This is a genomic window from Streptomyces sp. NPDC025793, assembly GCF_055558375.1.
Genome location: NZ_JBVHMR010000017.1, coordinates 1 through 20,595 on the forward strand (window position 1 = coordinate 1; position 20,595 = coordinate 20,595).

The following is a 20,595-nucleotide window of genomic DNA, read 5'->3' on the forward strand; positions in this document are numbered from 1 at the left end:
GGCGTTCGAGGGGCCGAACGAGAGGATCGAAGGCGAGGGGCCATGATCACCGTGGATTCGGAGGCGGTCATTTTTGGGGCCCCGCCTCCTACCCGGCCTGTGGACAACTCCAGCCCTGTGGACAACCCGTGCGGGTCCTGAGGCAGTATGGCCCGCGATGCGCAAAGGACTCGTACCGGTGATGGCGTGGCTGCTCGCGACGGGAGCGGCGGTCACGCTGTCGTGGTGGGGTGTGCACACGGTCATGGCGGGGACGGCGTACGACCCGCCGCGCGCCCTGCCGATCACGGCGGCCGACGCGCGGGACCGGTCCTCGACGCCCGCGCCCCCGCCGCCGTCCGCCTCCGCAGGCCCTGTGCGCACCCCCTCACCGAGCCCGACCCCGACCCCCGCCCGGACCCCGGTCCGCGCTCCTGGCCCATCCGCCTCCGCGACCGCCTCCGGCCAGGTCAGGGCGTACGACACCGGCGGCGGCCGGGCGGTGTTCGACCTGGGCGCGGCGGACGCCACGCTCGTCTCGGCGACGCCGGGGACCGGCTGGTCGATGCAGGTGTGGAAGACCGACACCTGGATCCGGGTGGAGTTCAGCCGGGGCACGGACCGCGTGTCGGTGTTCTGCACCTGGCACGACGGGCCGCCGCATGTCGAGGTCGGGAACTACTAGCCCTCAGCGGAAGACGGAGAGCGGTGGCGCCGGGGAGGCCACGGCCGCCGCGTCCGTCACGGGTACGGCCCCGCCCGTGAAGTCGGTGAGCGGCTTGCCGTGTTCGACGCGGGCGGGATGTGGGTCGGAGGCGGCGCGCCGGGTGAGTTCGGCGAGCGGGAGCGGGGCGTTCGAGGCCACGAGGATCGCGTTGCCGAAGCGCTTGCCGCGCAGGACGGCCGCGTCGGCGATCAGCGCGAGTTCGGCGAACCGGGCGGCGGCGGTGGCGATCTGGCCGCGCAGATGCGCGAGCGGCGGGCCGTCGGCGAGGTTCGCGGCGTAGACCCCGAAGGGCCCCAGCGCCCGGCGGACCTCGTCCAGGAACTCGGTGGAGGTGAGGTGGGCCGGGGTGCGGGCGCCGCTGAACACGTCGGCGATGATCAAGTCCGCCCAGCCGTCGGGGACTTTGCCGAGCCCCACGCGCGCGTCCGCCGAACGGACCCTGATCCGGGCGCCCTGGTCCAGCGGCAGTTCCCGGCGCACCAGTTGCACCAGGCTCGCGTCCCGCTCGACGACCTGCTGGGTGGCGCGGGGCCGGGTGGCGGCGACGTACCGGGCGAGGGTGAACGCGCCGCCGCCGAGGTGCACCGCCTGTACGGGCTTGCCGGGCGGGGCGACGAGGTCGATGACATGGCCGAGGCGGCGCTGGTACTCGAAGGAGAGGTACGCGGGGTCGTCCAGGTCGACGTGCGACTGCGGGGCGCCGTCGATCAGCAGCGTCCAGGCCCGGCCGCGGTCGGGGTCCGGGACCAGCTCGGCGAGCCCGCCGTCGACCGCCTCCACCACGGGCTGTGCGGCGGCCGGCCTGCGCCGCCCGGTGTGCCCCGTGTCTCTCGTACTCCTCGACCTGCCCACCGGCCCATTTTCGCAGGTGCCGGGGCCGGGTGCCTCACCGGCAGCTGTCGGCCGCCTCGATCAGCCGAGCGGCCTCGCCGAGCGCCTCGCGCAGCACCACCGGGTCGGTGGCGAGGTCGGCGCCGCCGGGCGGCAGCAACCAGTCGGAGCCCTCCACCGGCGGCTCGGGGGCCAGGCGCATGCCGCGCCCGTCGGTCCCGGTGCAGGTGCTGCCCGGCACGTCCCAGCAGGCCGCGGTGCCGGCCGGGACCAGGAAGCCGAGGGTGTCGCAGCCGCCGTCGTGGAGCACGGGCCCCATCGCGTCGCCGGAGCCGCGCCGCAGGATGTCGACCGCCTCCAGCCCCTGCCGGGCCGGCACCGTCACGAGGTCGCACACCGCCTCGTCAGCCGCGCCCGACGGCGACGACGTACACGGTTCGTTGCTCTGGCTGGTCTCCATGCCGGCCTCCACCACACAGCACTGTTGCGGTCCAACCCGTCCAACGCGCGAGGGCGTCAACGGCTACGGCGCAAGTGCGCCGCAAAGGATGGCACTTCATGGCAGATCGTGGATGAGATATCCGGTTTGTAGCTAAACACCGCGTGGCGGGTCCGTCACAGCAGGTACGTTCATGCCCGGTTCGACGGTTCGCACGAGAGGACCCGGCCATGGCGTCGTCAACCGTGACCTCGTCACAGTCCGAACGGCCACCACGGCCCAACCTCGCCTTCCGGCAGTTGCGCGGCAGGCGCTCACCGGCCGAGTTCGCGGCGCTCGTACGGCGTGCCGCGCGCGAGATCGGTGAGCGGGTGAGCTGTGACGCGCGGTACATCGGCAGGGTCGAGGCGGGTGAGATCCGCTGCCCGAACTACGCGTACGAGCGGGTGTTCCTGCACATGTTCCCCGGCCGCACGCTCACCGACCTCGGCTTCGCGCCGCGTTCGTCCGTGCGCGGGCGGGCGGCGCGCCCGGCCGTGGACGGGCTCGGTGAGCCGCGGGCGGCCTCCGGGCCGTATGACACGCAGGACCCGCACGACGCGTGCGACCCGCAGGACCAGCACGACCGGCACGACCCGCACCACCCGTACGACCCGCACGAGCCGTATGACCCGCGCGAGCCGTACGAGAACCACCACCTGAACCACGAGGAGAGCGACGTGCTGCGTCGCGCATTCATGACCGGCGGCGGCGCCACGATGGCCGCCGTCACGCTGGCCCCACTGGGGCTCGCCCCGGACACAGCGGCCGCCGTCAGACGCCCCGGGCGCGCCGGAACGACCGAGGCGACCGCCCTGGAGGAGGCCGTCCGCCGCATCCGGCTGCTCGACGACCGGCACGGCGCGGACGGCCTCTACCGGCGCGCGGCGGCTCCGCTGCGCGCCGCCTACGCGCTGCTGGACGCCGGCGCGACCCGGCAGACGACCGCCGACCGGCTGCACTCGGGCGCCGGTGAACTCGCCATCTCCGTGGGCTGGTTGGCCCATGACTCGGGCCGCTTCGAGGATGCCCGCTCGCACTACGCGGAGGCGTTGGCCACGGCCCGGATGACCGGGGACCCGGCCCTGGAGGCGCACGCCTTCTGCAACACCGCGTTCCTCGCGCGGGACGCCGGCCGGCCCCGCGAGGCGGTCCGCGCGGCCCAGGCCGCCCAGCGCGCCGCCCGCCCGCTCGGCTCCGCCCGGCTGATGTCCCTGCTGGCCCTGCGCGAGGCGGGCGGCTGGGCGGGGCTCGCCGACCGCACCGGCTGCGAGCAGGCGCTCGTGCGGGCCCAGACCCTCTTCATCCGCGGCCGCTCGGACGCCGACCCCGAGTGGATGAGCTTCTACGGCGAGGCCGAGCTGGAGGGACTGGAGGCGCAGTGCTGGTCCACGCTGGGCGACTGGCGGCGCGCGTCACGGCACGCGTACCGCGCGACCGAGTTGCAGGATCCTCACTTCAGCCGGAACATCGCGCTCTACACCGCCGAACTGGCCGACGATCTCGCCCGTGAGGGGCGGCCGGACGAGGCCGCCGCCGCCGGGATGCGGGTGCTCTCCCTGCTGGACCAGGTCCAGTCCTCACGGATCCAGAGCATGCTGGCGGGTACGGCACGGGTGCTGCTGCCGCACCGGCGGGCGTCCGGGGTCTCCGAGTTCCTGGACCGGCACGCATGCGTGCCGAGGCCGGGGCGGGTCTGACCGGACTCGGGACGGACTCAGGACGCCAGGTGGCCCACGTCGTTCCAGCTGTGGACGGCCGGCTCCCCGTACGCCCAGCCCAGGACCGACAGCGACGTCGGGTTCAGCCGGAGGCGGGCGCCGAAGGCCAGCGGAAGGCCCAGCCAGCGGGCGCCTATGGAGCGCAGGATGTGGCCGTGGGCGAAGATCAGGACGTCGCGGTCGGCCGAGCGCGCCCACGAGACCACCTCGTCCGCGCGCGCGGTGACCTCCGCGAGGGTCTCGCCCTCCGGAACGCCGTCCCGCCAGATCAGCCAGTCCGGCCGCCCGGCGTGGATCTCGGCGGGGGTCAGGCCCTCGTAGGCGCCGTAGTCCCACTCCATGAGCGTGTCCCAGTCGGCGGCGCGGTCGCCGAAGCCGGCCAGATCGCACGTCTCACGCGCGCGTACCAGCGGACTGGTGCGCACCTCCACGTCCGGCAGCCCGTCCAGCGGGGCGCTGTGCAGGCGCTCACCGAGCAGCTTGGCGCCGCGTCGGCCCTCCTCCAGCAGCGGTACGTCCGTCCGGCCCGTGTGTTTGCCGGACAGTGACCATGCGGTCTGTCCGTGCCGGGCCAGCAGGATGCGCGGTGCCATGGGAGACCTTTCCGGATGCGAAGGGGACCCCTCCATCATCGCTCACCCCGTGCCGGGGCAACCCCGCGGGCGATCTCGGCGTCTTCGAGGTCTGAGTGCCCGCGGGGCGCGTCGCCCGGGCGAGCGCCCGGGCCCCTCCTGAGCGGAGAGGGCGCGCCCGCGGGGGCGACGGACGAACACCGTAAAGTGGCACGGTCGCCCTGCGGGGCGCGGGCCGCACAGCACGACAAGGGGGAGGGCGATCCATGCCGACCGAGACACCGAGCACCGGGGCGGCCCCGCCCACCCGGCTGCGCTGGTGGACCGAGCTGCCGCTGATCCTCCTGGTCTACGGCTGCTACTCGGCGGGCCGCCTGCTCGTGCGCGGTGACGTCGCCTCCGCCGTGGACCACGGCCTGGCGATCCTGCGCATCGAGGACACCCTGCACCTCAACGCCGAGCACCCGCTCAACCGGCTCTTCACGCGCGAGCCCTGGCTCGGCGTACCGGCGGACTTCTGGTACGCCTCGCTGCACTACCTGATCACACCCGCGATCCTGATCTGGCTGTTCAGGGCCCGCTCCGAGCACTACCGGCGGGCCCGCACCTGGCTGATGACGTCCACGTTCATCGGCTTGATCGGCTTCACGCTGCTGCCGACCTGCCCGCCCCGGCTGCTCGCCGCCGGGCACGGTTTCGTGGACACCATGGCGCACTACAGCTCCTACGGCTGGTGGGGCGGCGACGCCAGCGCGCCGCGCGGGCTGGGCGGGATGACCAACCAGTACGCGGCGATGCCGAGCCTGCACGTCGGCTGGGCGCTGTGGTGCGGGGTGATGCTGTGGCGGCACAGCGGCACGCGCGTGGCGAGGATCCTCGGTGTCGCCTACCCGCTGGGCACCGCGCTGGTGGTCATGGGCACCGCCAACCACTATCTGCTGGACGCGGTCGCGGGCGTCGCCGTGATGGGCGTCGGACACCTGCTGGCGCCGCGTGTGACGCGGGTCCTGGACCGGCTCCGGACCCGCCTGTTCCCGCGCCTCGCACCGGTCGCCGACGCCACGGTTTCCCCGATTGTCAGTGGCGGATGCCAGACTTCCGCGGGTGAGCGAATTCCACGGCAGCGCGAGTCTCGGCTCGACGCCGGGGCCGGACCCGACACGTCCCCCAGCGACGAGGGCGAAGGGGCTGCGGCATCGGCTCGCTGAGCTGCGCGGTCCCGACGTACCGGCCAAGGCCCTGGACGCCCGCGCCCTCGCGGCGCTCGCCGCGAACCCCGGGTGCCGCAGGCGGGCGATCCTGGACGGCGCCGGGGTGGACAAGGCGCGGCTGGCGAGCGCGCTGGGTGCACCGTCCGGTTTCGGGCAGTCGCAGTTCGCGCTGACGCGGGGCAACGCGTTCGAGGCGCGGGTGAAGGCGGACGGCGGTGCGGAGCTGCTGCACCTGGCGCACGCCCGCCTCGACCCGGACGCCGCGCCGCCCGAGGGCGCCGCCGTGCCCGACCTGACCGCGCACGGCCCCGAGGGGCGTACGGCGCGTACGGCACTGGCGCTGCGGGAGGCCACGCGCGCGGGTGGCTGGACGCTGCTGGACCATCCGATGCTGGCGCTGGACGTGGCGGGTTCGCTCGCCTTCCTGGAGCCGGACGCGGTGGTGGTGCACCCCGACGGCAGCTGGTCGGTGGTGGAGATCAAGTCCTTCCCGATGCTGGACGGCGCGGCGGATCCGGCGAAGGTCGGCGCGGCGGCCCGCCAGGCGGCGGTGTACGTGCTGGCCCTGGAGGAGGTGGCCGGGCGCCTCGGCGCGGAGCCGGAGGGGCGCGCCGGTGCCGGGGAGGCGAGCGCGCAGGACAGCGCTCCGGCCCCGCGCGTGCGGCACCGGGTGCTGCTGGTGTGCCCGAAGGACTTCTCCAACCTGGCGGCCGGATCGGCCGTGGACGTGCGCAGGCAGCGCGCCGTCACCGCGCGCCAGCTGGCCCGGCTCACCCGGATCGAGGAGATCGCCGACGCCCTGCCCGAGGGCGCGTGCTTCGCGCCCGACCGCAGTGCCGGGGAGCTGACGGCGGCCGTGGCGGCGGTCCCGGCGACCTACGCGCCGGAGTGCCTGTCCGCGTGCGAACTGGCCTTCCACTGCCGGGACCGCGCGCGTGCGGCAGGCGCCGTCACCCGCCTCGGCCGGCCGCTGCGCGCCGAACTGGGCGGTCTGGCCACGGTCGAGGACGTCCTCGCGGCGGCCCGGGGCGAGCGGGGCGACCCGGACGACCCGGCGGTCGCGGCCCTGCGCCGGGCCGCCGCTCTGCGCGCCGAGGCACTGGCCGGCGCACCGGGCGCGCCGGACGTGGGCGCCGCAGCGACTAAGGGGGTGGCGGGTGTGCCGGGCGGGCGCGTCGGCTCGCCGGAGGAGGTGACCGCGTGTCGCTGATCACGACCCTGGCCCGGTTCGAGGCCGTCGACAGCGGCCGGGCCCAGCCCGTCGCGACCGTCCGGCACCGGCATCTGTCCGCGCGTCCGCTGGTGTTCGTGCCGCTCACCACCGCCGGTGAGACCGGCGCCCCGCTGGGCGCGCTGGTCGGCACCGACCGGGACGCGCCCCGCCTGCTGGTCGTGCCGCAGCCCCGCGACCGCGACCTGCGCTTCGGCTTCCTCGCCGACCTGGCCGACGTCGTGCTGCCGTACATCGACGCCCACGCGGAGTCCGTGGAGGCGGCCGAGCGCACCGAGACCGACCCGGAGACCGGCAAGCGGGTCAAGGTCGAGGTGGAGCTGTGCGCGGACGCGCCCCAGCTGATCGTGCCGAGCCGCGCGGGCCTGGACTTCGTCCGGCTGCTGGGCCGCTCGACGCGCTTTCGCCGTACGGCCGAGCAGGACCCCGAGGCGCCCCATCCGGCGCCGCCGCGCATTCCGTTGCTGGGCCGCTGGCTGACCCACTACGGCGAGCGGGCCCGCGTCCCCGGCTCCTCGCTGCTGCTCGCCCTCACCGACGTGCTCTCGCGGCACTGGGCCACCGGCCAGTCCAGCCTGGAGGACCAGCATCTGGGCGCGCTGCTGGCCTGGATCGACCCGCCCGAGGGCATCTCGGGCGCGCAGGCCGCGCGCGCGGCCGAGCTGGCCCGGGACGCCGACGGCCAGCTGCTCTGCCCGCCGGCCGGTCCGGCCACCGACCCGGCGTTCGACAACAAGCTGCTGGCCCCGGCGATCGAGCGCTACGACCGCGCGCGTGCCGCGCTCGCCGCCGCCGAGGACGCCGTGACCGCCGACGACCGGCTGGCCGCGCTCACGGCGGCCGAGCGGGAGATCCGCGACCTGGTGGCCGGCCGTACCCGGCCGACCTGGGACGCGGTGTGGCGGGGCCTGGACCTGCTGCGGGAGCTGCCCCGGGGCGCGTACGCCGAGGAGCGCTGGACCCGGGACCGCTGGTCGTTCACGGGCCACCGGGACCGGGTGCTGGCGGGCGAGCCCCCGCAGCCGCGCCGGGACGACGCGGTGACGGCGGCGAACAAGCTGGCCACGCGCGAGCGTGAGCAGGCCCGGCTGGAGGCGCAGGAGGCGCTGGACGACCCGCTGGTGATGGCGGGGCGGCGGCTGGCCGGGGAGGCGTTCGCGGGCGAGGTGATCGATGTCGTCATGGCGTACAGCGAGGGCAGGCGGCCGAGCCCTCGCCCGCTGGTGACGGTCCGCACGGACGACCGGCCGCAGACGGCCGAGCGGGCGAAGGTGTACCGCTCGCTGGGCGGCAGGCCGCAGTCGGCGGAGGTGGTCGGGCAGGAGGCCGACGGAGTGCTGGTCCTGCGGGTGCTGGACAAGATGGGCCGCGGCAAGGAGCCGGAGCCCGGTTCGGTGCCGGACAAGGGCGACCGGATCTGCTTCACGCTGTTCGAGCACGAGCAGCGCGGCGGCGCGAAGCTGCCCGACCCGGAGCAGACCCCGTGGACGCACGGCGGTCCGCCGGGCGAGCCCGCGCCGGAGGCCCCTGACGCCGTGACCGAGGAGGACGTCCTGTGAGCCCCGCGCATCCGCATCCTGCGTCGGCGGTCGGCTTCGACCCCGGAGCCGCTGCCGCCCGCGCCACCGACGCGATCCTGCGCGACACCCTGCACGGCACCGAGCGGGGCGTGGTCGTGGACTCCCCGCCGGGTGCCGGCAAGTCCACGCTGGTGGTCCGCGCGGCCCTCGAACTGGCCGACGCCGGGCGCCCGTTGATGGTGGTGGCTCAGACGAACGCCCAGGTGGACGATCTGGTCCTGCGGCTCGCCGAGAAGAACCCGGAGCTGCCCGTCGGCCGCCTCCACAGCAGCGACGCGGACGCGTACGACCCGGCGCTCGACGAACTGCCCCAGGTCCGCACCTCGGCGAAGGCGGCCGACCTGAAGGACCTGCCCGTCGTCCTGTCCACGGCCGCGAAGTGGGCGCACGTCACGGTGGACGAGCCGTGGCGGCACGCGATCGTGGACGAGGCGTACCAGATGCGCTCGGACTCGCTGCTGGCCGTGGCCGGGCTGTTCGAGCGGGCGCTGTTCGTGGGCGACCCGGGCCAGCTGGACCCGTTCGCGATCGTCGGCAGCGAGCAGTGGGCGGGCCTGTCGTACGACCCCTCGGCCTCCGCCGTCAGCACGCTCCTGGCGCACAACCCGGCCCTGCCGCAGCACCGCCTGCCGGTGTCCTGGCGGCTCCCGGCCTCGGCGGCCCCGCTGGTCTCGGACGCGTTCTACCCGTACACCCCGTTCCGCAGCGGCACGGACCACGGCGACCGCGCCTTGACCTTCGCCGTCCCGTCCGACGGCTCCGGCCCGGACCGGGTGATCGACGAGGCGGCGCGCTCCGGCTGGGGCCTGCTGGAGCTGCCCGCCCGGCACACTCCGCGCACGGATCCGGAGGCGGTCCGCGCGGTGGCCGCGGTGGTACGCCGGCTGCTGGACCGCGGCGGCGCGGCCACCTCCGAGCGCTCCCCGGACCCTTCCCCCCTCACCCCCGACCGCGTCGCCGTCGGCACGGCCCACCGCGACCAGGCGGCGGCGGTCCGCGCGGCGCTCGCCGAGCTGGGCGCAGCGGACGTGACGGTCGACACGGCCAACCGGCTCCAGGGCCGCGAGTACGACGTCACGGTCGTCCTGCACCCACTGTCCGGCCGCCCCGACGCCACGGCCTTCCACCTGGAGACCGGCCGCCTGTGCGTCCTCGCCTCCCGGCACCGCCACGCCTGCATCGTGGTCTGCCGCGCGGGCGTGGGCGACCTCCTCGACGACTACCCCTCCACGGAACCGGTCCAGCTGGGCACGCTGGTGAAGTTCCCGGACGGCTGGGAGGCGAACCACGCGATCCTGGCCCACCTCGCCGAACACCGGGTCAGCTGGCGCCCATGACCGGCACACCGGGCACCAGGTCGGCGGACACCCGGCTCAGCACCGCCCCCCTCGCCGGACGGAGTCCGGCACACCGCCGGAGGCGGCCGAAGGTCACAGCCCCGGACGGCCGGGAGGCGAACCACGCGATCCTGGCCCACCTCGCCGAACACCGGGCCAGCCGGCGCCCACGACGGAACCCACCCCCGCACGAACAGCCGTAGGTCACCCGGGAGGGGCTCTTGCGAAGGCGCGGGACAATGGACGGTGGCCCACCCGTAGGTGGTGCCCAGCGAACCGTACGAGGAGGAGACAAGACATGGCGGAGCCCACGCCGCGTCGTGACGAACCGCGGCTACGCCCCGCGCCCCTGCTCTTCGAGCCCGTGGAGGCGGCCTCCGATCCCGAGCACTTCTTCGATCTGGAGTCGATCGAGGATCCGCGAGCGCTGCTGGCCCGGGCGACGGAGCTGACCCAGGCGTTCCGCGCGGCCGCCGACCGGGCGATGGAGTTCCAGGCCATCGCGGCGGCCCAGCTCGCCGACCCGCGTCGCTTCGACCGGCTGACCCCGGCCGACATCGCCGAGCGCGCGGAGTGGACCGAGGACTACGCGAAGCGGATGGTCGAGTTCGGCCGGGACCTGCTGCGGGGCGACAGCGAGGGGCGGACGACCCCCGACCCCGTGTGACCGTCGTCCCCGTGTGACCGTCGACACCGTCAACCCGGTGCGTCAACGCGATACGTCAACCCGTCTGGCATATGCCAGGCGGGCAAGATACTCCTCCCCCACCCCCGTTGTCCCGGTTTTCGGCAACTCAGAAGAACGGCCCGCTCACCCCCGGTACACCTGGCGGTATGAGCAGCACACCGAACGTCACCCGAGTCACCGCCGACGGCGTCGCCTGGCTCGCTTCGACAGGGACATATCCCCGGAGCACGCTCACCCACTGGCGGCAGCACCCCGACACCCCGGTCGTCCTGCCCTGCGGCACCGCCTTCGACGTGGTGAGCGCCCCCGCGGTCTTCGGGCGCCGGATGCTGGACCAGCTGTGGGACGAGGGTCCGGGCTCGGGCCCGGTCGCGATGTTCCGGGGCCGCATGCTGCTGTTCTCCACCCCGGGCACGGCCCAGCGGCTGCCCTCACTGCTGGCCTGGGAGGAGTGGGGCTCGCACCGTACGCAGGCGGTCCCGCCGCTGCTGTGCCACGGCACCGGCGACGCGGTGACCGTCCCCGCCCCGTGCGGCGACGCCCCCGTCGCGGGCGAGTCGCGCTGGCTGGTGGCGCCGGACCAGCGGCACCCGTGGCTGCCGGGGCCCGAGGTGGTGCTCTGGGCGGCCGTACGAGCCGCCCGCGCTGCGGTGCGGATATCGATTTTTCCTCCCGCCGACCAGGATGCTAAGGTCTACGACGTCAGCAGGCGCCGCTAGCTCAGTTGGTTAGAGCAGCTGACTCTTAATCAGCGGGTCCGGGGTTCGAGTCCCTGGCGGCGCACGCGCGTGAAGAACGGCGGGTCCGATTCGAAGGAATCGGACCCGCCGTTCTCGTATGCACCCCCCTTGTACGTACCCGCCCCTTGTACGTACCCCCTTCGACGGCGCACGGCGCTCAGCCCTCGTCTTTCAGCCGCGGCGTGATCCGCACCGTCCACGCCCCCGACGCCGTCCGGTCCTCGGCCTCCACCTGCACGCCGTCCCCGGGCACGGTGAAGCTCTCACCGAGGGCGACCGGGGCGTCGGCGAGGGGCGGACGGACCGAGTTCTCCCAGCAGGCCTCGGTGTGCGGGTGGGCGTCCACGACCTGCACCGGGCCGCCGCCGGACTGCGCGCCGCTCCTGACGCGGTACACCAGGACGCCCTGCCTGCACGCGGCCCGGTCGTTGCCGGCCGCGCTGCGCACCTCGAAGGCGAGGGCACTGTCGGCGCCGGTGCGGACGACCGCCAGTTTCACCCCGTGCCCGAGCCCGAAGGCCGGGGCGCCCGCCGTGTCCCGCACCGGGACGCCGGGGCCGGCCTCCAGCGGCTCCAGGGTCAGCCGGGTCGGCCGCGCACCGCGCACGCACACCACCTGGCGCGGATCCAGCCAGCCCAGTTTCCACTTGTGCCACGCGAACAGGTCGGGCGCGAGCCCGAACTGACTGCCCATCAGATCCCAGTCGCCGACGTAGGTGTCCCAGTCGCCCTTGCCGTCGACCGGGCGGTGGTAGAGGTCGGGCAGGTCGAAGACATGGCCGGTCTCGTGGGCGAGGACCAGCCGGTCCGGCGGGTGCCTCTCGAAGACCGTGACGACCCGGCGGACGTCCGTGCCGTCCACGTGGATCGGCGTGTCGAGGTTCACGACCTTCGTGGCGTCCGAGTCGACGCCGGGCGCGTCCGGGTCGGCGACCAGGTACACGACCTGGTAGCGGGAGAAGTCGACCTCCCGGTCGGCCGCCGCGAACGCGTCCCGCAGGTAGGCGCCGCGGTCCTCGGCGCTCCAGTCGCGCTTCATGGCGTACGCCGTGGACGGCTTCGGCATGCGCAGCCAGTGCTTCAGCGGGTGCGGGCGCAGGGTGAAGCGGCCGTAGGAGGCCTGCTCGTAGTAGCGGCTGGTGGCCGGGAAGTGATCGGCCGCCAGTTGGGCGGGGGTCACGCGGGGGGTGGCGTCCGGGAAGGAGAGGAAGACCAGGACGGCGTCGAGGGCGCCGGTCGGGTGGGTGTAGTCCGGGTTCCAGGCGTCCAGGCCCTCCGAGTGGTGGTCGTCGGTGCGGTGCAGGGCGCAGGGGGTGGTGGAGAAGGGCTCGGCCGCCGAGGGGCTGCCGAGGATCGAGGTGGCGGCGAGCGCCGACAGCGTGGTGCACACGGCGGCGGTGCTGCGCAGCATGGGCACGGACGTGACCTCCGGACGCGATTCAGGGACCCACCCTCCAGATTGGCGCGTTTATTGCGCCATGCCCTGTTTGCCTGCACCGGAAGGGTGAGCGCGCCCCGCCGCGCACCGGCGCACCCCGGCGCTCGACACCCCGCATCACTCACGGAACGTCACAACTGGTCGGCGGCTTGAAGAACCCGCCCAGGTGCGGGCAGAAACGATCTGTCAGAACCCTTGCTCGATCCGGGACACTGGAGAGTGGCTGGAAGGGCCCGGGGCCAGCCTCTATGATCGGCACACTTTCCGGCACGGACAGAGATCGAGTGCACTGCGGGAGCGAGCGGTGAGCGGAACGTCCGAAGGGCCGACGCCCGAGGCAGACCTCGACCGGTCAGCCGTTACAGACAGTGATCACACCTTCTATCGCCGTGTCTTCGCGGCGGCCCCGCTCGCCATGGCCGTCGTGGACCGCGCGGGACTCGTCGTCCGCGCGAACGCGGCTTTCGGGGAACTCCTCGGCATGTCCGCGGACACCCCCCTCACCGGCCGGGTCGCCGCCGATCTGGTGGACCTGGCCTCGGACGCCCGCAGTTGGCACGCCTACCGCGAGGTCCTGCGCGGCCGGCAGGCCCGGCTGCGCTGCACCCGCCGGCTCAAACACCCCGAGGGGCACTCGGTGTGGGTGCAGGTCACCGTGTCGCCGCTCGCGGGCGACGCCCCCTCGGCGCCGTACACGGGCGCGGAGCCCGGCGTGCTGCTGTCGGTCGCGGACATCAGCGCCCGCCGTGAACTCCAGGCGCGGCTGCGGCACTTGCAGATGCACGACCCGGTGACCCGGCTGCCCAACCGCACGCTGTTCTTCGAGCGGCTCTCGGGCGCGCTGGAGGCGGAGTCGTACGAGCAGAGCGGCACCGGGCGGATCGGCCTGTGCTATCTGGACCTCGACGGCTTCAAGGCCGTCAACGACACCCTCGGCCACCGCGTCGGCGACCGGCTGCTCGCGGCCGTCGCCGAGCGGCTGACCCGGGTCGCCGACGAGGCGGGGTACGCCCGCGCCGCCACCCCCCTGGTGGCCCGGCTCGGCGGTGACGAGTTCGCGCTGCTGGTCGAGGACTCCACCGGCACCGAACAGCTCGCCGATCTCGCCGAGTCGGCGCTGAAGGCCCTGGAGGACCCCTTCGACCTGGCCGGCCAGCGGCTGTCGCTGACCGCGTCCATCGGGGTGGTGGAGCGCCACGCGGCGGGGACGACGGCCACCGGTCTCATGCAGGCGGCGGACACGACCCTGTACTGGGCGAAGGCCGACGGCAAGGGCCGCTGGACCCTGTTCGACCCCGAGCGCAACGCGCACCGGATGACCCGGCAGGCCCTGTCCTCGACCCTGCGCCCCGCCATCGAGCGCGGTGAGTTCGCCCTCGAATACCAGCCGTTGGTCGGCATGGAGGACGGCCGGCTGTCCGGGGTCGAGGCGCTGGTGCGCTGGCATCACCCGCAGTTCGGCACGCTGACGCCGAATCGGTTCATCGGACTGGCCGAGGAGGACGGCTCGATCGTCCAGCTCGGCCGCTGGGTGCTGAACACCGCCTGCCGGCAGGCCCGCCGCTGGCAGCTGGACCACCCCGGGGAGCCGCCCATCTTCGTCAGCGTCAACGTGGCCGTACGGCAGGTGTGGGACTCCGACCTGGTCGCCGACGTGGCGCAGGTGCTCGCCGAGACCGGGCTCGCGCCGCATCTGCTCCAGCTGGAGCTGACCGAGTCGGCGGTGATGGGCTCGGCGGGCCGTCCGCTCCAGGCCCTCCAGGCGCTCAGCGACATGGGCGTGCGCATCGCCATCGACGACTTCGGCACCGGTTACTCCAACCTCGCCTACCTCAGCCGGCTGCCGGTCTCCACGCTGAAGCTGGACGGCTCCTTCGTGCGCGGCTTCCAGTACGAGGGCGACCAGAAGGCGATCGCGCCCAACCCGGCGGACGAGGTCATCGTCGAGGCGATGATCCGGCTGGCCCACCGGCTCGGGATCACCGTGACCGCCGAGTGCGTGGAGACCTCCGCGCAGGCCACCCGGCTGCGCCGGATCGGCTGCGACACCGGGCAGGGCTGGCTGTACTCCCGCCCGGTGCCGCCGGATCGTATCTCCGAGCTGCTCGGCACCGACGTCTGCCCGAGTCCCTGACCGGCGCGGCCGTCCCGGCCGTCCCGCGCCGTCGCGACCACGGCGTCAGGCCTGCGGCAGTCCGTAGGCGTCGGCGATCAACTCGTAGGAGCGCAGCCGCAGTTCGCCGCGGTGGGCGTGGGAGACGAGCATCAGCTCGTCGGCGCCGGTGCGCTTGTGGAGGTCGTCGAGGCCGGAGCGGACCTCGTCGGCGGTGCCGTGCACGATGTTGGCCGTCCAGGAGTCGATGAACTCCTCCTCCATCGGGCTGAACTCGTGCTTCTCGGCCTCGGCCGGGTCGGGGAAGAGGCCGGGGCGGCCGGTGCGCAGCCGGAGCATGTTCAGGGCCATCGCCCGGGTCTGGCGGCGGGCCTCGCGCGGGTCGTCCGTGGCGAGCGTGGACACGCCGATGAGGGCGTACGGCTCGTCGAGGACCGCGGAGGGCCGGAAGGTCTCGCGGTACAGGTCGAGGGCCGGGATGGTGTTCTGCGCGGAGAAGTGGTGCGCGAAGGCGAAGGGCAGGCCCAGCATCGCGGCGAGGCGCGCGCTGAAGCCGGAGGAGCCGAGCAGCCAGACCGGCGGCCGGTGCGGGGACTGGACACCGCCGGGGCTGGTGGCCTGGACGGGGCCCGGGATGGCGTGGATGCGGCCGTAGCGATGCCCGTCGGGGAAGTCGTCGTCCAGGAAGCGGGTCAGCTCGGCGAGCTGCTGCGGGAAGTCGTCGGCGCCCTCGGCCAGGGTGTCGGTGCGGCGCAGGGCGGCGGCGGTGGCGCCGTCCGTGCCCGGCGCCCGGCCGAGGCCCAGGTCGATGCGGCCCGGGGCCATCGCCTCCAGCGTGCCGAACTGCTCGGCGATCACGAGCGGCGCGTGGTTGGGCAGCATGACGCCGCCCGAGCCGAGCCGGATGCGCTCGGTGTGGGCGGCGAGGTGGGCGAGGATCACCGCGGGCGAGGAGGAGGCGACGCCGGGCATGGAGTGGTGCTCGGCGACCCAGTACCGGTGGAATCCGCGGGCCTCCGTGAACTTCGCCAGCGCGACGCTGGTGCGCAGGGCGTCCCCGGCGGTACTGCCCGCGCCGACGGTCACCAGGTCCAGTACGGAGAGGGGGACGGGGGCGGTGCCGTGTGTCGTGCCCCGGATCTCGTCTGCCTCGTCTGCCGACACGGTGTGGCCTCCTGTGGTGTGGCGTGCGCTGTGCGTCCGCCAGGTAACAGGAGGCACTCTCCGTTTATTCCGGCCGCCGTGCCACCTCCACCTCCCGTGCCGCCCTTCGCGCCGCCCCTCCTTCCGGACTCAGACCTGGATGATCGGCTCCCGCGTGAACAGGGTCCCGAGCCTCGGCGCGTTCACCCGCCGGTCCGCCAGCCGCAGCCCCTCCCACACGGTCACCTGGTTGGCCGTGAGCACCGGCTTGCCCAGCTCCTTCTCCAGCCGCGGCAGATACGCGGCCGTGTGCAGGGCCGTGTCCGGGAGCAGGACCGCCTGCGCGCCGGCGCCGTCCGCCGCGCGGGCCAGCGCCAGCACCTCCTCCTCCCCCCACGTGCCGACCTCGGCCGCCGTGACGATCCCGGACGGGCGCACCGCGGTCACCTCCAGACCGCCGGCCCGCAGGAAGTCCGCGAACAGCCCGGCCACGTCCTCCGGGTAGGTCGCGCCGACGGCGACCCGCCGTACCCCGATCTCCTGGGCCGCGTGCACGAAGGCGAACGACGTCGACGAGGCGGGCATGCCGGCCACCTGCGCGAGGGCGCGCACCTGGTCGCGGGCGCCGTCCCAGCCGTGCACGAAGCTGCCGCTGGTGCACGCCCACACCACCGTCTCCGCGCCCGTCAGCCGCAGCTGGGCCATCCCCGCCGCGAGCCGCTCCCGCGAGCCCATCTCGCGCAGCGCGTCCACCCGGTGCGCGTCCTCACCGATGTCGGTGTGGATCAGGTCCAGCCGGACGTCGCTGCCGAGGAGCTGCTCGATGCGCGGGTAGTCGTCCTCGCCGGAGTGGCCCGGGTAGAGGAATCCGAGTGCGGTCATGTCCGTCCTTTTCCGTGTTGCTGATTCCGGATTCCTGATTCCTGACTCCGGCCTCAGTATTCCTGCGTCTCTTCCGGCAGTACCGGCGGTACGGGCGGCGGCCACACCCGCGCCGACTCGTCGAGCAGCGCCTGATAGGGCCCCACCGCTCGGGTACCCAGCCTGCGCAGCGCCGCCCACATCGTGACCTGGTTGGCAGACAGCACCGGGATGCGCAGCTCGGCCTCCAGCTGGGGGATCACGTCGTACGTCGGCAGGTTGGTGCAGGAGATGAACAGCGCGTCGGCCCGGCCGGGGCGGACCGCCTGCCGGGCCATGGCGACCACGTCCCGGTACGGCACCCGCCAGATCTCCCGGGTCAGCCCCATGAAGGCGCACCCGGTGACCTGCACCCCGCCCTCGGCGATGAACTCCTCCAGCACCCGGGTGACGGACACCGTGTACGGCGTGACCAGCGCGACCCGGCGCACGTCCAGCTCGGCGAGCGCCTCCAGCAGCGCCCCGGACGTCGTCACCGAGGGCGGGGCGCCGGCGAGGCTCATCGCCGCGCACATCGCCCGTTCCCCGGCGACCCCGCCGACGAAGCTGCCCGAGGTGCAGGCGTAGGCGACGACCTCGGGGGCGACGGCGGTCAGCGCGCGGACCGCGTCGCCGAGGGTCTCGTGCTCGCTGACCAGCCGGGCCAGGTCCAGGCTCACCTCGACCGGTACGAACGGCGTGCGGGTCAGATGCAGCGACACCTCGTCGGGCACCCAGCGCCACAGCTCCCGGTCGAGGGCGAAGTCAAAAGGGGCGACGACCCCCACGCCACGCTGCGGACAGGGTCCGCCCAGAAAGGAAACGTCCATGGCAGGCTCCGGCCTCATGACAAGTGGACGAGTGGAAGCGAACAGCGGCGGGCGAGCGGGCAACGAATCGCGAGTACGCCCGTGTTGACGAAGGTAGGTTCGGGTGCGAGCGTGGTCAATCCGCGCAGGATGCGCGGAGAATCCGTGCACGTCAGACGCTCGGAGCCGCCCCGTATGACGACGCTTCCCACGCGCCCCACGCTGCTCGTCCTGGACGCCGAGCCCCTCCCGCGCCTCGGCAGCCTCACCGGTCGCGCCCGTGTCGTGCACACCGGCGCGGACCGGCTGGCCGAGCGGCTGCCGCAGGCGGACGTGCTGCTGGTCTGGGACTTCACCTCGCACGCGGTCCGCGAGGCCTGGCCGGGGGAGGGGCCCCGGCCGCGCTGGGTGCACACGGCGAGCGCGGGCGTGGAGCATCTGATGTGCCCGGAGCTGGCCGCGTCCGACACGGTCGTGACCAACGCGCGCGGGATCTTCGACCAGCCGATCGCCGAGTACGTGGCGGCGCTGGTGCTGGCCGTGGCCAAGGATCTGCCGCGCACGCTGGAGCACCAGCGGGAGCGGGCCTGGCGGCACCGGGAGAGCCGGCGGGTGGCGGGCACGCGCGCGTGCGTGGTCGGCTCGGGCCCGATCGGCCGGGCGATCGTACGGACCCTGAAGGCGCTCGGCGTGACGACGGCGCTGGTCGGGCGGACCCCGCGGACCGGCATCCACGGCCCGGCCGACCTGGACCGGCTGGTCTCGCGCGCGGACTGGGTGATCGCTGCCGCGCCGCTCACCGAGCAGACGCACCACATGTTCGACGCCCACCGCTTCGGCGTGATGCAGCCGTCCGCGTTCTTCGTGAACGTGGGCCGCGGCGGGCTGGTGGACGAGGACGCCCTCGCCCACGCCCTGACCCGGCGCTGGATCGCGGGCGCGGCCCTCGACGTGTTCACGACCGAGCCCCTCCCCGAGGACAGCCCGCTGTGGGGCCTGCCCGGGCTGATCGTCTCCCCGCACATGAGCGGCGACACGATCGGCTGGCGCGACGAACTCGGCAAGCAGTTCGTGGAGTTGTACGAGCGGTGGGCCGCGGGCAGATCACTGGTGAACGTGGTCGACAAGAAACGCGGCTACGTCCCCGGTCACTGAACCACCAGGAGGGTGCATGCAGCTCACCGACCTGACCGCCGTCCGGCTCCTCGACGGATACCGCAAGGGCGAGTTCGGCCCCGTGGAGGCGACCGAACAGGCGCTGGACCGGGCCCGGCGGATCCAGCCGGAGGTGAACGCGTTCGTCCGGCTCACCGAGGAGGACGCGCTCGCGCGGGCCCGGGAGTCGCAGGCGCGCTGGCGGCGCGGTGAGCCGGCGGGGCTGCTCGACGGGGTCCCGGTGACGGTCAAGGACATCCTCCTGCTGCGCGGCCACCCGACCCTGCGCGGCTCCTCGACCCTCTCCGAGCAGGGCAGCTGGAGCGAGGACGCCCCCTCGGTGGCCCGGCTGCGCGAGCACGGCGCGGTGTTCGTCGGCAAGACCACGACCCCCGAGTTCGGCTGGAAGGGCGTGACGGACTCCCCGCTGTCGGGGATCACCCGCAACCCGCACGACCCGTCGCGGACCGCCGGCGGCTCCAGCGGCGGCAGCGCGGCCGCCGTCGCGCTCGGCGCGGGCCCGCTGTCGCTGGGCACGGACGGCGGCGGCAGCATCCGGATCCCGGCCGCGTTCTGCGGGATCTTCGGGCTGAAGCCGACCTACGGCAGGGTGCCGCTGTATCCGGCGAGCGCGTTCGGCACGCTGTCGCACGTGGGCCCGATGACCCGGGACGCGGCCGACGCGGCGCTGCTGCTGGACGTGATCGCCGCCCCCGACCCGCGCGACTGGTCGGCCCTGCCGCCCGCCCCGGGCTCCTTCACGAAAGGCCTGGCCGAAGGGGTACGCGGCCTGCGGGTGGCGTACTCCCCGTCGCTGGGCGGCCAGGTGGCGGTCGCTCCGCAGGTCGCGGCGGCGGTCCGGCGGACGGTGGCCCGGCTCGCCGACCTCGGTGCGTACGTCGAGGAGACCGACCCCGACCTCAGCGACCCGGTGGAGGCGTTCCACACCCTGTGGTTCAGCGGCGCGGCCCGGCTCACCGAGCGCTTCTCCCCGCGCAAGCGGCAGCTGCTGGACCCCGGCCTGCGCGAGATCTGCGTCCAGGGCGCCCGGTGCAGCGCGCTGGACTACCTGGCCGCGGTGGACGTCCGCATGGACCTCGGGCGGCGCATGGGGCGCTTCCACGAGACGTACGACCTGCTGGTGACGCCGACGCTGCCGGTCACGGCGTTCGAGGCGGGCGAGGAGGTGCCGAAGGGGTCGGCGCACCGCCGCTGGACCGGCTGGACCCCCTTCACCTACCCCTTCAACCTGACCCAGCAGCCCGCCGCGACCGTCCCGGTGGGCACGGACGGGGCCGGGCTGCCGGTGGGGATGCAGCTCGTCGCGGCCCGGCACCGGGACGACCTGGTGCTGCGGGCCGCGCACGCGCTGTACGAAGCGGGGATCGCCGCGTCCGCGACCGTCACGCCCGCCGGAAGCTGAGCGTCTCCCCCGCCGCGCCCGTCCGCCACAGGTCGTTGCAGGCCTCGGCCATCCGGTCGAGGCCGTCGGTCACCTGGCCCCAGACGATCCCCGGCACCCAGCCCACGTCCCCGTTGAGCAGCAGGTTGTTGCGCTCGTAGAACAGGGCCAGGTCGACGACGGTGCTGCCGGGGCGGACCTCGCGGTCGTAGCCGTAGGCCTTCGTGCCCAGCTCGGCGCCCGCGAAGGAGAAGTAACAGAGGTCGCCGGGAATCGGGGTGACGGTCGGGTTCTCCAGTGGGGGTTCCGTGGAGGCGAACGGCGGGAAGAGGGCGTAGATCTCGTTGCGCGCGTACTTGGCGTGGTAGACGTCGCCGGACAGCGGCAGCGCCTCCCACACCGCCTCGCAGGTCAGCGGCGCGCGGTCGGTCAGAAGGCGGGCCGTGCAGTGCACGTCCCGCTTGTCGAGTGAGACGGTGACGAATCGATCGGCCATGAAACCAGGGTGCATAGCCCGGGTGCGCTTGGGTAGCCGCGCCG

Annotated in this window: 19 protein-coding genes and 1 tRNA gene; 12 read left to right on the plus strand and 8 right to left on the minus strand. The window is 74.1% G+C overall.

Annotation, left to right across the window (positions count from 1 at the left end; translation table 11 throughout):
- Positions 1-157: 157 nt before the first annotated feature.
- Positions 158-664 (plus strand): hypothetical protein, encoded by a 507-nt coding sequence (locus tag ACZ4MF_RS28535; RefSeq protein ID WP_467494741.1) that lies wholly within the window; start codon positions 158-160, stop codon positions 662-664.
- Positions 665-667: 3 nt separating this feature from the next.
- On the opposite strand, the gene ACZ4MF_RS28540 is transcribed toward ACZ4MF_RS28535, so the two are convergent.
- Positions 668-1,558 carry a spermidine synthase gene (locus ACZ4MF_RS28540; protein ID WP_467494742.1) on the minus strand — a complete coding sequence of 297 codons (891 nt, stop codon included), beginning with the start codon at positions 1,556-1,558 and terminating at the stop codon, positions 668-670.
- Between the two features lie 34 nt (positions 1,559-1,592).
- On the minus strand, positions 1,593-1,997 hold the full coding sequence (locus tag ACZ4MF_RS28545; RefSeq protein ID WP_356037671.1) for a hypothetical protein: 405 nt from the start codon (positions 1,995-1,997) through the stop codon (positions 1,593-1,595).
- A gap of 209 nt (positions 1,998-2,206) precedes the next feature.
- Between ACZ4MF_RS28545 and ACZ4MF_RS28550 the strand changes: the two genes are divergently transcribed.
- On the plus strand, positions 2,207-3,715 hold the full coding sequence (locus tag ACZ4MF_RS28550) for a hypothetical protein (RefSeq protein ID WP_467494743.1): 1,509 nt from the start codon (positions 2,207-2,209) through the stop codon (positions 3,713-3,715).
- 17 nt (positions 3,716-3,732) lie between these two features.
- Here the strand turns inward: ACZ4MF_RS28550 and ACZ4MF_RS28555 are convergent, their stop codons facing one another.
- On the minus strand, positions 3,733-4,329 hold the full coding sequence (locus ACZ4MF_RS28555; RefSeq protein ID WP_467494744.1) for a histidine phosphatase family protein: 597 nt from the start codon (positions 4,327-4,329) through the stop codon (positions 3,733-3,735).
- Positions 4,330-4,574: 245 nt separating this feature from the next.
- Between ACZ4MF_RS28555 and ACZ4MF_RS28560 the strand changes: the two genes are divergently transcribed.
- The 7 genes from ACZ4MF_RS28560 (at position 4,575) to ACZ4MF_RS28590 (ending at position 11,138) form a co-directional block, all read left to right on the plus strand.
- Complete coding sequence (locus ACZ4MF_RS28560; protein ID WP_467494745.1) at positions 4,575-5,516, plus strand: phosphatase PAP2 family protein; 942 nt, start codon at positions 4,575-4,577, stop codon at positions 5,514-5,516.
- Positions 5,497-6,729, plus strand: coding sequence for a hypothetical protein (locus ACZ4MF_RS28565; protein ID WP_467494891.1), 1,233 nt, complete (start codon positions 5,497-5,499; stop codon positions 6,727-6,729). The genes ACZ4MF_RS28560 and ACZ4MF_RS28565 overlap by 20 nt, the downstream gene beginning before the upstream one ends.
- A complete protein-coding gene (locus tag ACZ4MF_RS28570; RefSeq protein WP_467494746.1) occupies positions 6,720-8,309 on the plus strand; it encodes a hypothetical protein in 1,590 nt (529 codons plus the stop codon). The genes ACZ4MF_RS28565 and ACZ4MF_RS28570 overlap by 10 nt, the downstream gene beginning before the upstream one ends.
- Positions 8,306-9,667, plus strand: coding sequence for an AAA domain-containing protein (locus ACZ4MF_RS28575; protein ID WP_467494747.1), 1,362 nt, complete (start codon positions 8,306-8,308; stop codon positions 9,665-9,667). The genes ACZ4MF_RS28570 and ACZ4MF_RS28575 overlap by 4 nt, the downstream gene beginning before the upstream one ends.
- 298 nt (positions 9,668-9,965) lie before the next feature.
- The gene (locus ACZ4MF_RS28580; RefSeq protein ID WP_467494748.1) at positions 9,966-10,334 is read left to right on the plus strand and encodes a hypothetical protein; all 369 of its coding nucleotides are present in this window, start codon (positions 9,966-9,968) and stop codon (positions 10,332-10,334) included.
- Positions 10,335-10,441: 107 nt separating this feature from the next.
- Complete coding sequence (locus ACZ4MF_RS28585; protein WP_467494749.1) at positions 10,442-11,074, plus strand: bifunctional DNA primase/polymerase; 633 nt, start codon at positions 10,442-10,444, stop codon at positions 11,072-11,074.
- Positions 11,065-11,138: transfer RNA gene (locus tag ACZ4MF_RS28590), tRNA-Lys, on the plus strand. Before ACZ4MF_RS28585 ends, ACZ4MF_RS28590 begins: the two co-directional genes overlap by 10 nt.
- A 114-nt stretch (positions 11,139-11,252) precedes the next feature.
- On the opposite strand, the gene ACZ4MF_RS28595 is transcribed toward ACZ4MF_RS28590, so the two are convergent.
- Positions 11,253-12,506, minus strand: coding sequence for a M6 family metalloprotease domain-containing protein (locus ACZ4MF_RS28595; protein ID WP_467494750.1), 1,254 nt, complete (start codon positions 12,504-12,506; stop codon positions 11,253-11,255).
- A 331-nt stretch (positions 12,507-12,837) separates the two neighbouring features.
- On the opposite strand from ACZ4MF_RS28595, the gene ACZ4MF_RS28600 reads away from it, so the two are divergent.
- Entirely contained in the window at positions 12,838-14,667 is a 1,830-nt protein-coding gene (locus tag ACZ4MF_RS28600) for a putative bifunctional diguanylate cyclase/phosphodiesterase (RefSeq protein ID WP_467494751.1), read from the plus strand.
- A 45-nt stretch (positions 14,668-14,712) separates the two neighbouring features.
- On the opposite strand, the gene ACZ4MF_RS28605 is transcribed toward ACZ4MF_RS28600, so the two are convergent.
- The 3 genes from ACZ4MF_RS28605 to ACZ4MF_RS28615 all read right to left on the minus strand — a co-directional run bounded on the left by ACZ4MF_RS28605 (position 14,713) and on the right by ACZ4MF_RS28615 (position 17,519).
- Positions 14,713-15,810 (minus strand): LLM class flavin-dependent oxidoreductase, encoded by a 1,098-nt coding sequence (locus tag ACZ4MF_RS28605; protein WP_467494752.1) that lies wholly within the window; start codon positions 15,808-15,810, stop codon positions 14,713-14,715.
- 129 nt (positions 15,811-15,939) lie between these two features.
- Positions 15,940-16,671 carry a maleate cis-trans isomerase family protein gene (locus ACZ4MF_RS28610; RefSeq protein ID WP_467494753.1) on the minus strand — a complete coding sequence of 244 codons (732 nt, stop codon included), beginning with the start codon at positions 16,669-16,671 and terminating at the stop codon, positions 15,940-15,942.
- Positions 16,672-16,724: 53 nt separating this feature from the next.
- A complete protein-coding gene (locus tag ACZ4MF_RS28615; protein ID WP_356038930.1) occupies positions 16,725-17,519 on the minus strand; it encodes a maleate cis-trans isomerase family protein in 795 nt (264 codons plus the stop codon).
- A 174-nt stretch (positions 17,520-17,693) separates the two neighbouring features.
- Here ACZ4MF_RS28615 and ACZ4MF_RS28620 point away from each other — a divergent pair, with 174 nt between their 5' ends.
- Both ACZ4MF_RS28620 and ACZ4MF_RS28625 read left to right on the plus strand, forming a co-directional pair.
- A complete protein-coding gene (locus ACZ4MF_RS28620) occupies positions 17,694-18,653 on the plus strand; it encodes a D-2-hydroxyacid dehydrogenase (protein ID WP_467494754.1) in 960 nt (319 codons plus the stop codon).
- A gap of 16 nt (positions 18,654-18,669) precedes the next feature.
- The gene (locus tag ACZ4MF_RS28625) at positions 18,670-20,076 is read left to right on the plus strand and encodes an amidase (RefSeq protein WP_467494755.1); all 1,407 of its coding nucleotides are present in this window, start codon (positions 18,670-18,672) and stop codon (positions 20,074-20,076) included.
- Here the strand turns inward: ACZ4MF_RS28625 and ACZ4MF_RS28630 are convergent.
- Entirely contained in the window at positions 20,057-20,551 is a 495-nt protein-coding gene (locus ACZ4MF_RS28630) for a DUF3830 family protein (RefSeq protein ID WP_467494756.1), read from the minus strand. The two genes, ACZ4MF_RS28625 and ACZ4MF_RS28630, sit on opposite strands and share 20 nt — an antisense overlap.
- Between the last annotated feature and the right edge of the window lie 44 nt (positions 20,552-20,595).

Bases quoted from the DNA above. Each gene is read 5' to 3' on its own strand.
- ACZ4MF_RS28535 (WP_467494741.1), top strand. From the start codon at position 158: ATGCGCAAAGGACTCGTACCGGTGATGGCGTGGCTGCTCGCGACGGGA.
- ACZ4MF_RS28545 (WP_356037671.1), bottom strand. From the start codon at position 1,997: ATGGAGACCAGCCAGAGCAACGAACCGTGTACGTCGTCGCCGTCGGGC.
- ACZ4MF_RS28550 (WP_467494743.1), top strand. From the start codon at position 2,207: ATGGCGTCGTCAACCGTGACCTCGTCACAGTCCGAACGGCCACCACGG.
- ACZ4MF_RS28555 (WP_467494744.1), bottom strand. From the start codon at position 4,329: ATGGCACCGCGCATCCTGCTGGCCCGGCACGGACAGACCGCATGGTCA.
- ACZ4MF_RS28560 (WP_467494745.1), top strand. From the start codon at position 4,575: ATGCCGACCGAGACACCGAGCACCGGGGCGGCCCCGCCCACCCGGCTG.
- ACZ4MF_RS28580 (WP_467494748.1), top strand. From the start codon at position 9,966: ATGGCGGAGCCCACGCCGCGTCGTGACGAACCGCGGCTACGCCCCGCG.
- ACZ4MF_RS28595 (WP_467494750.1), bottom strand. From the start codon at position 12,506: ATGCTGCGCAGCACCGCCGCCGTGTGCACCACGCTGTCGGCGCTCGCC.
- ACZ4MF_RS28610 (WP_467494753.1), bottom strand. From the start codon at position 16,671: ATGACCGCACTCGGATTCCTCTACCCGGGCCACTCCGGCGAGGACGAC.
- ACZ4MF_RS28615 (WP_356038930.1), bottom strand. From the start codon at position 17,519: ATGGACGTTTCCTTTCTGGGCGGACCCTGTCCGCAGCGTGGCGTGGGG.
- ACZ4MF_RS28620 (WP_467494754.1), top strand. From the start codon at position 17,694: ATGACGACGCTTCCCACGCGCCCCACGCTGCTCGTCCTGGACGCCGAG.
- ACZ4MF_RS28625 (WP_467494755.1), top strand. From the start codon at position 18,670: ATGCAGCTCACCGACCTGACCGCCGTCCGGCTCCTCGACGGATACCGC.
- ACZ4MF_RS28630 (WP_467494756.1), bottom strand. From the start codon at position 20,551: ATGGCCGATCGATTCGTCACCGTCTCACTCGACAAGCGGGACGTGCAC.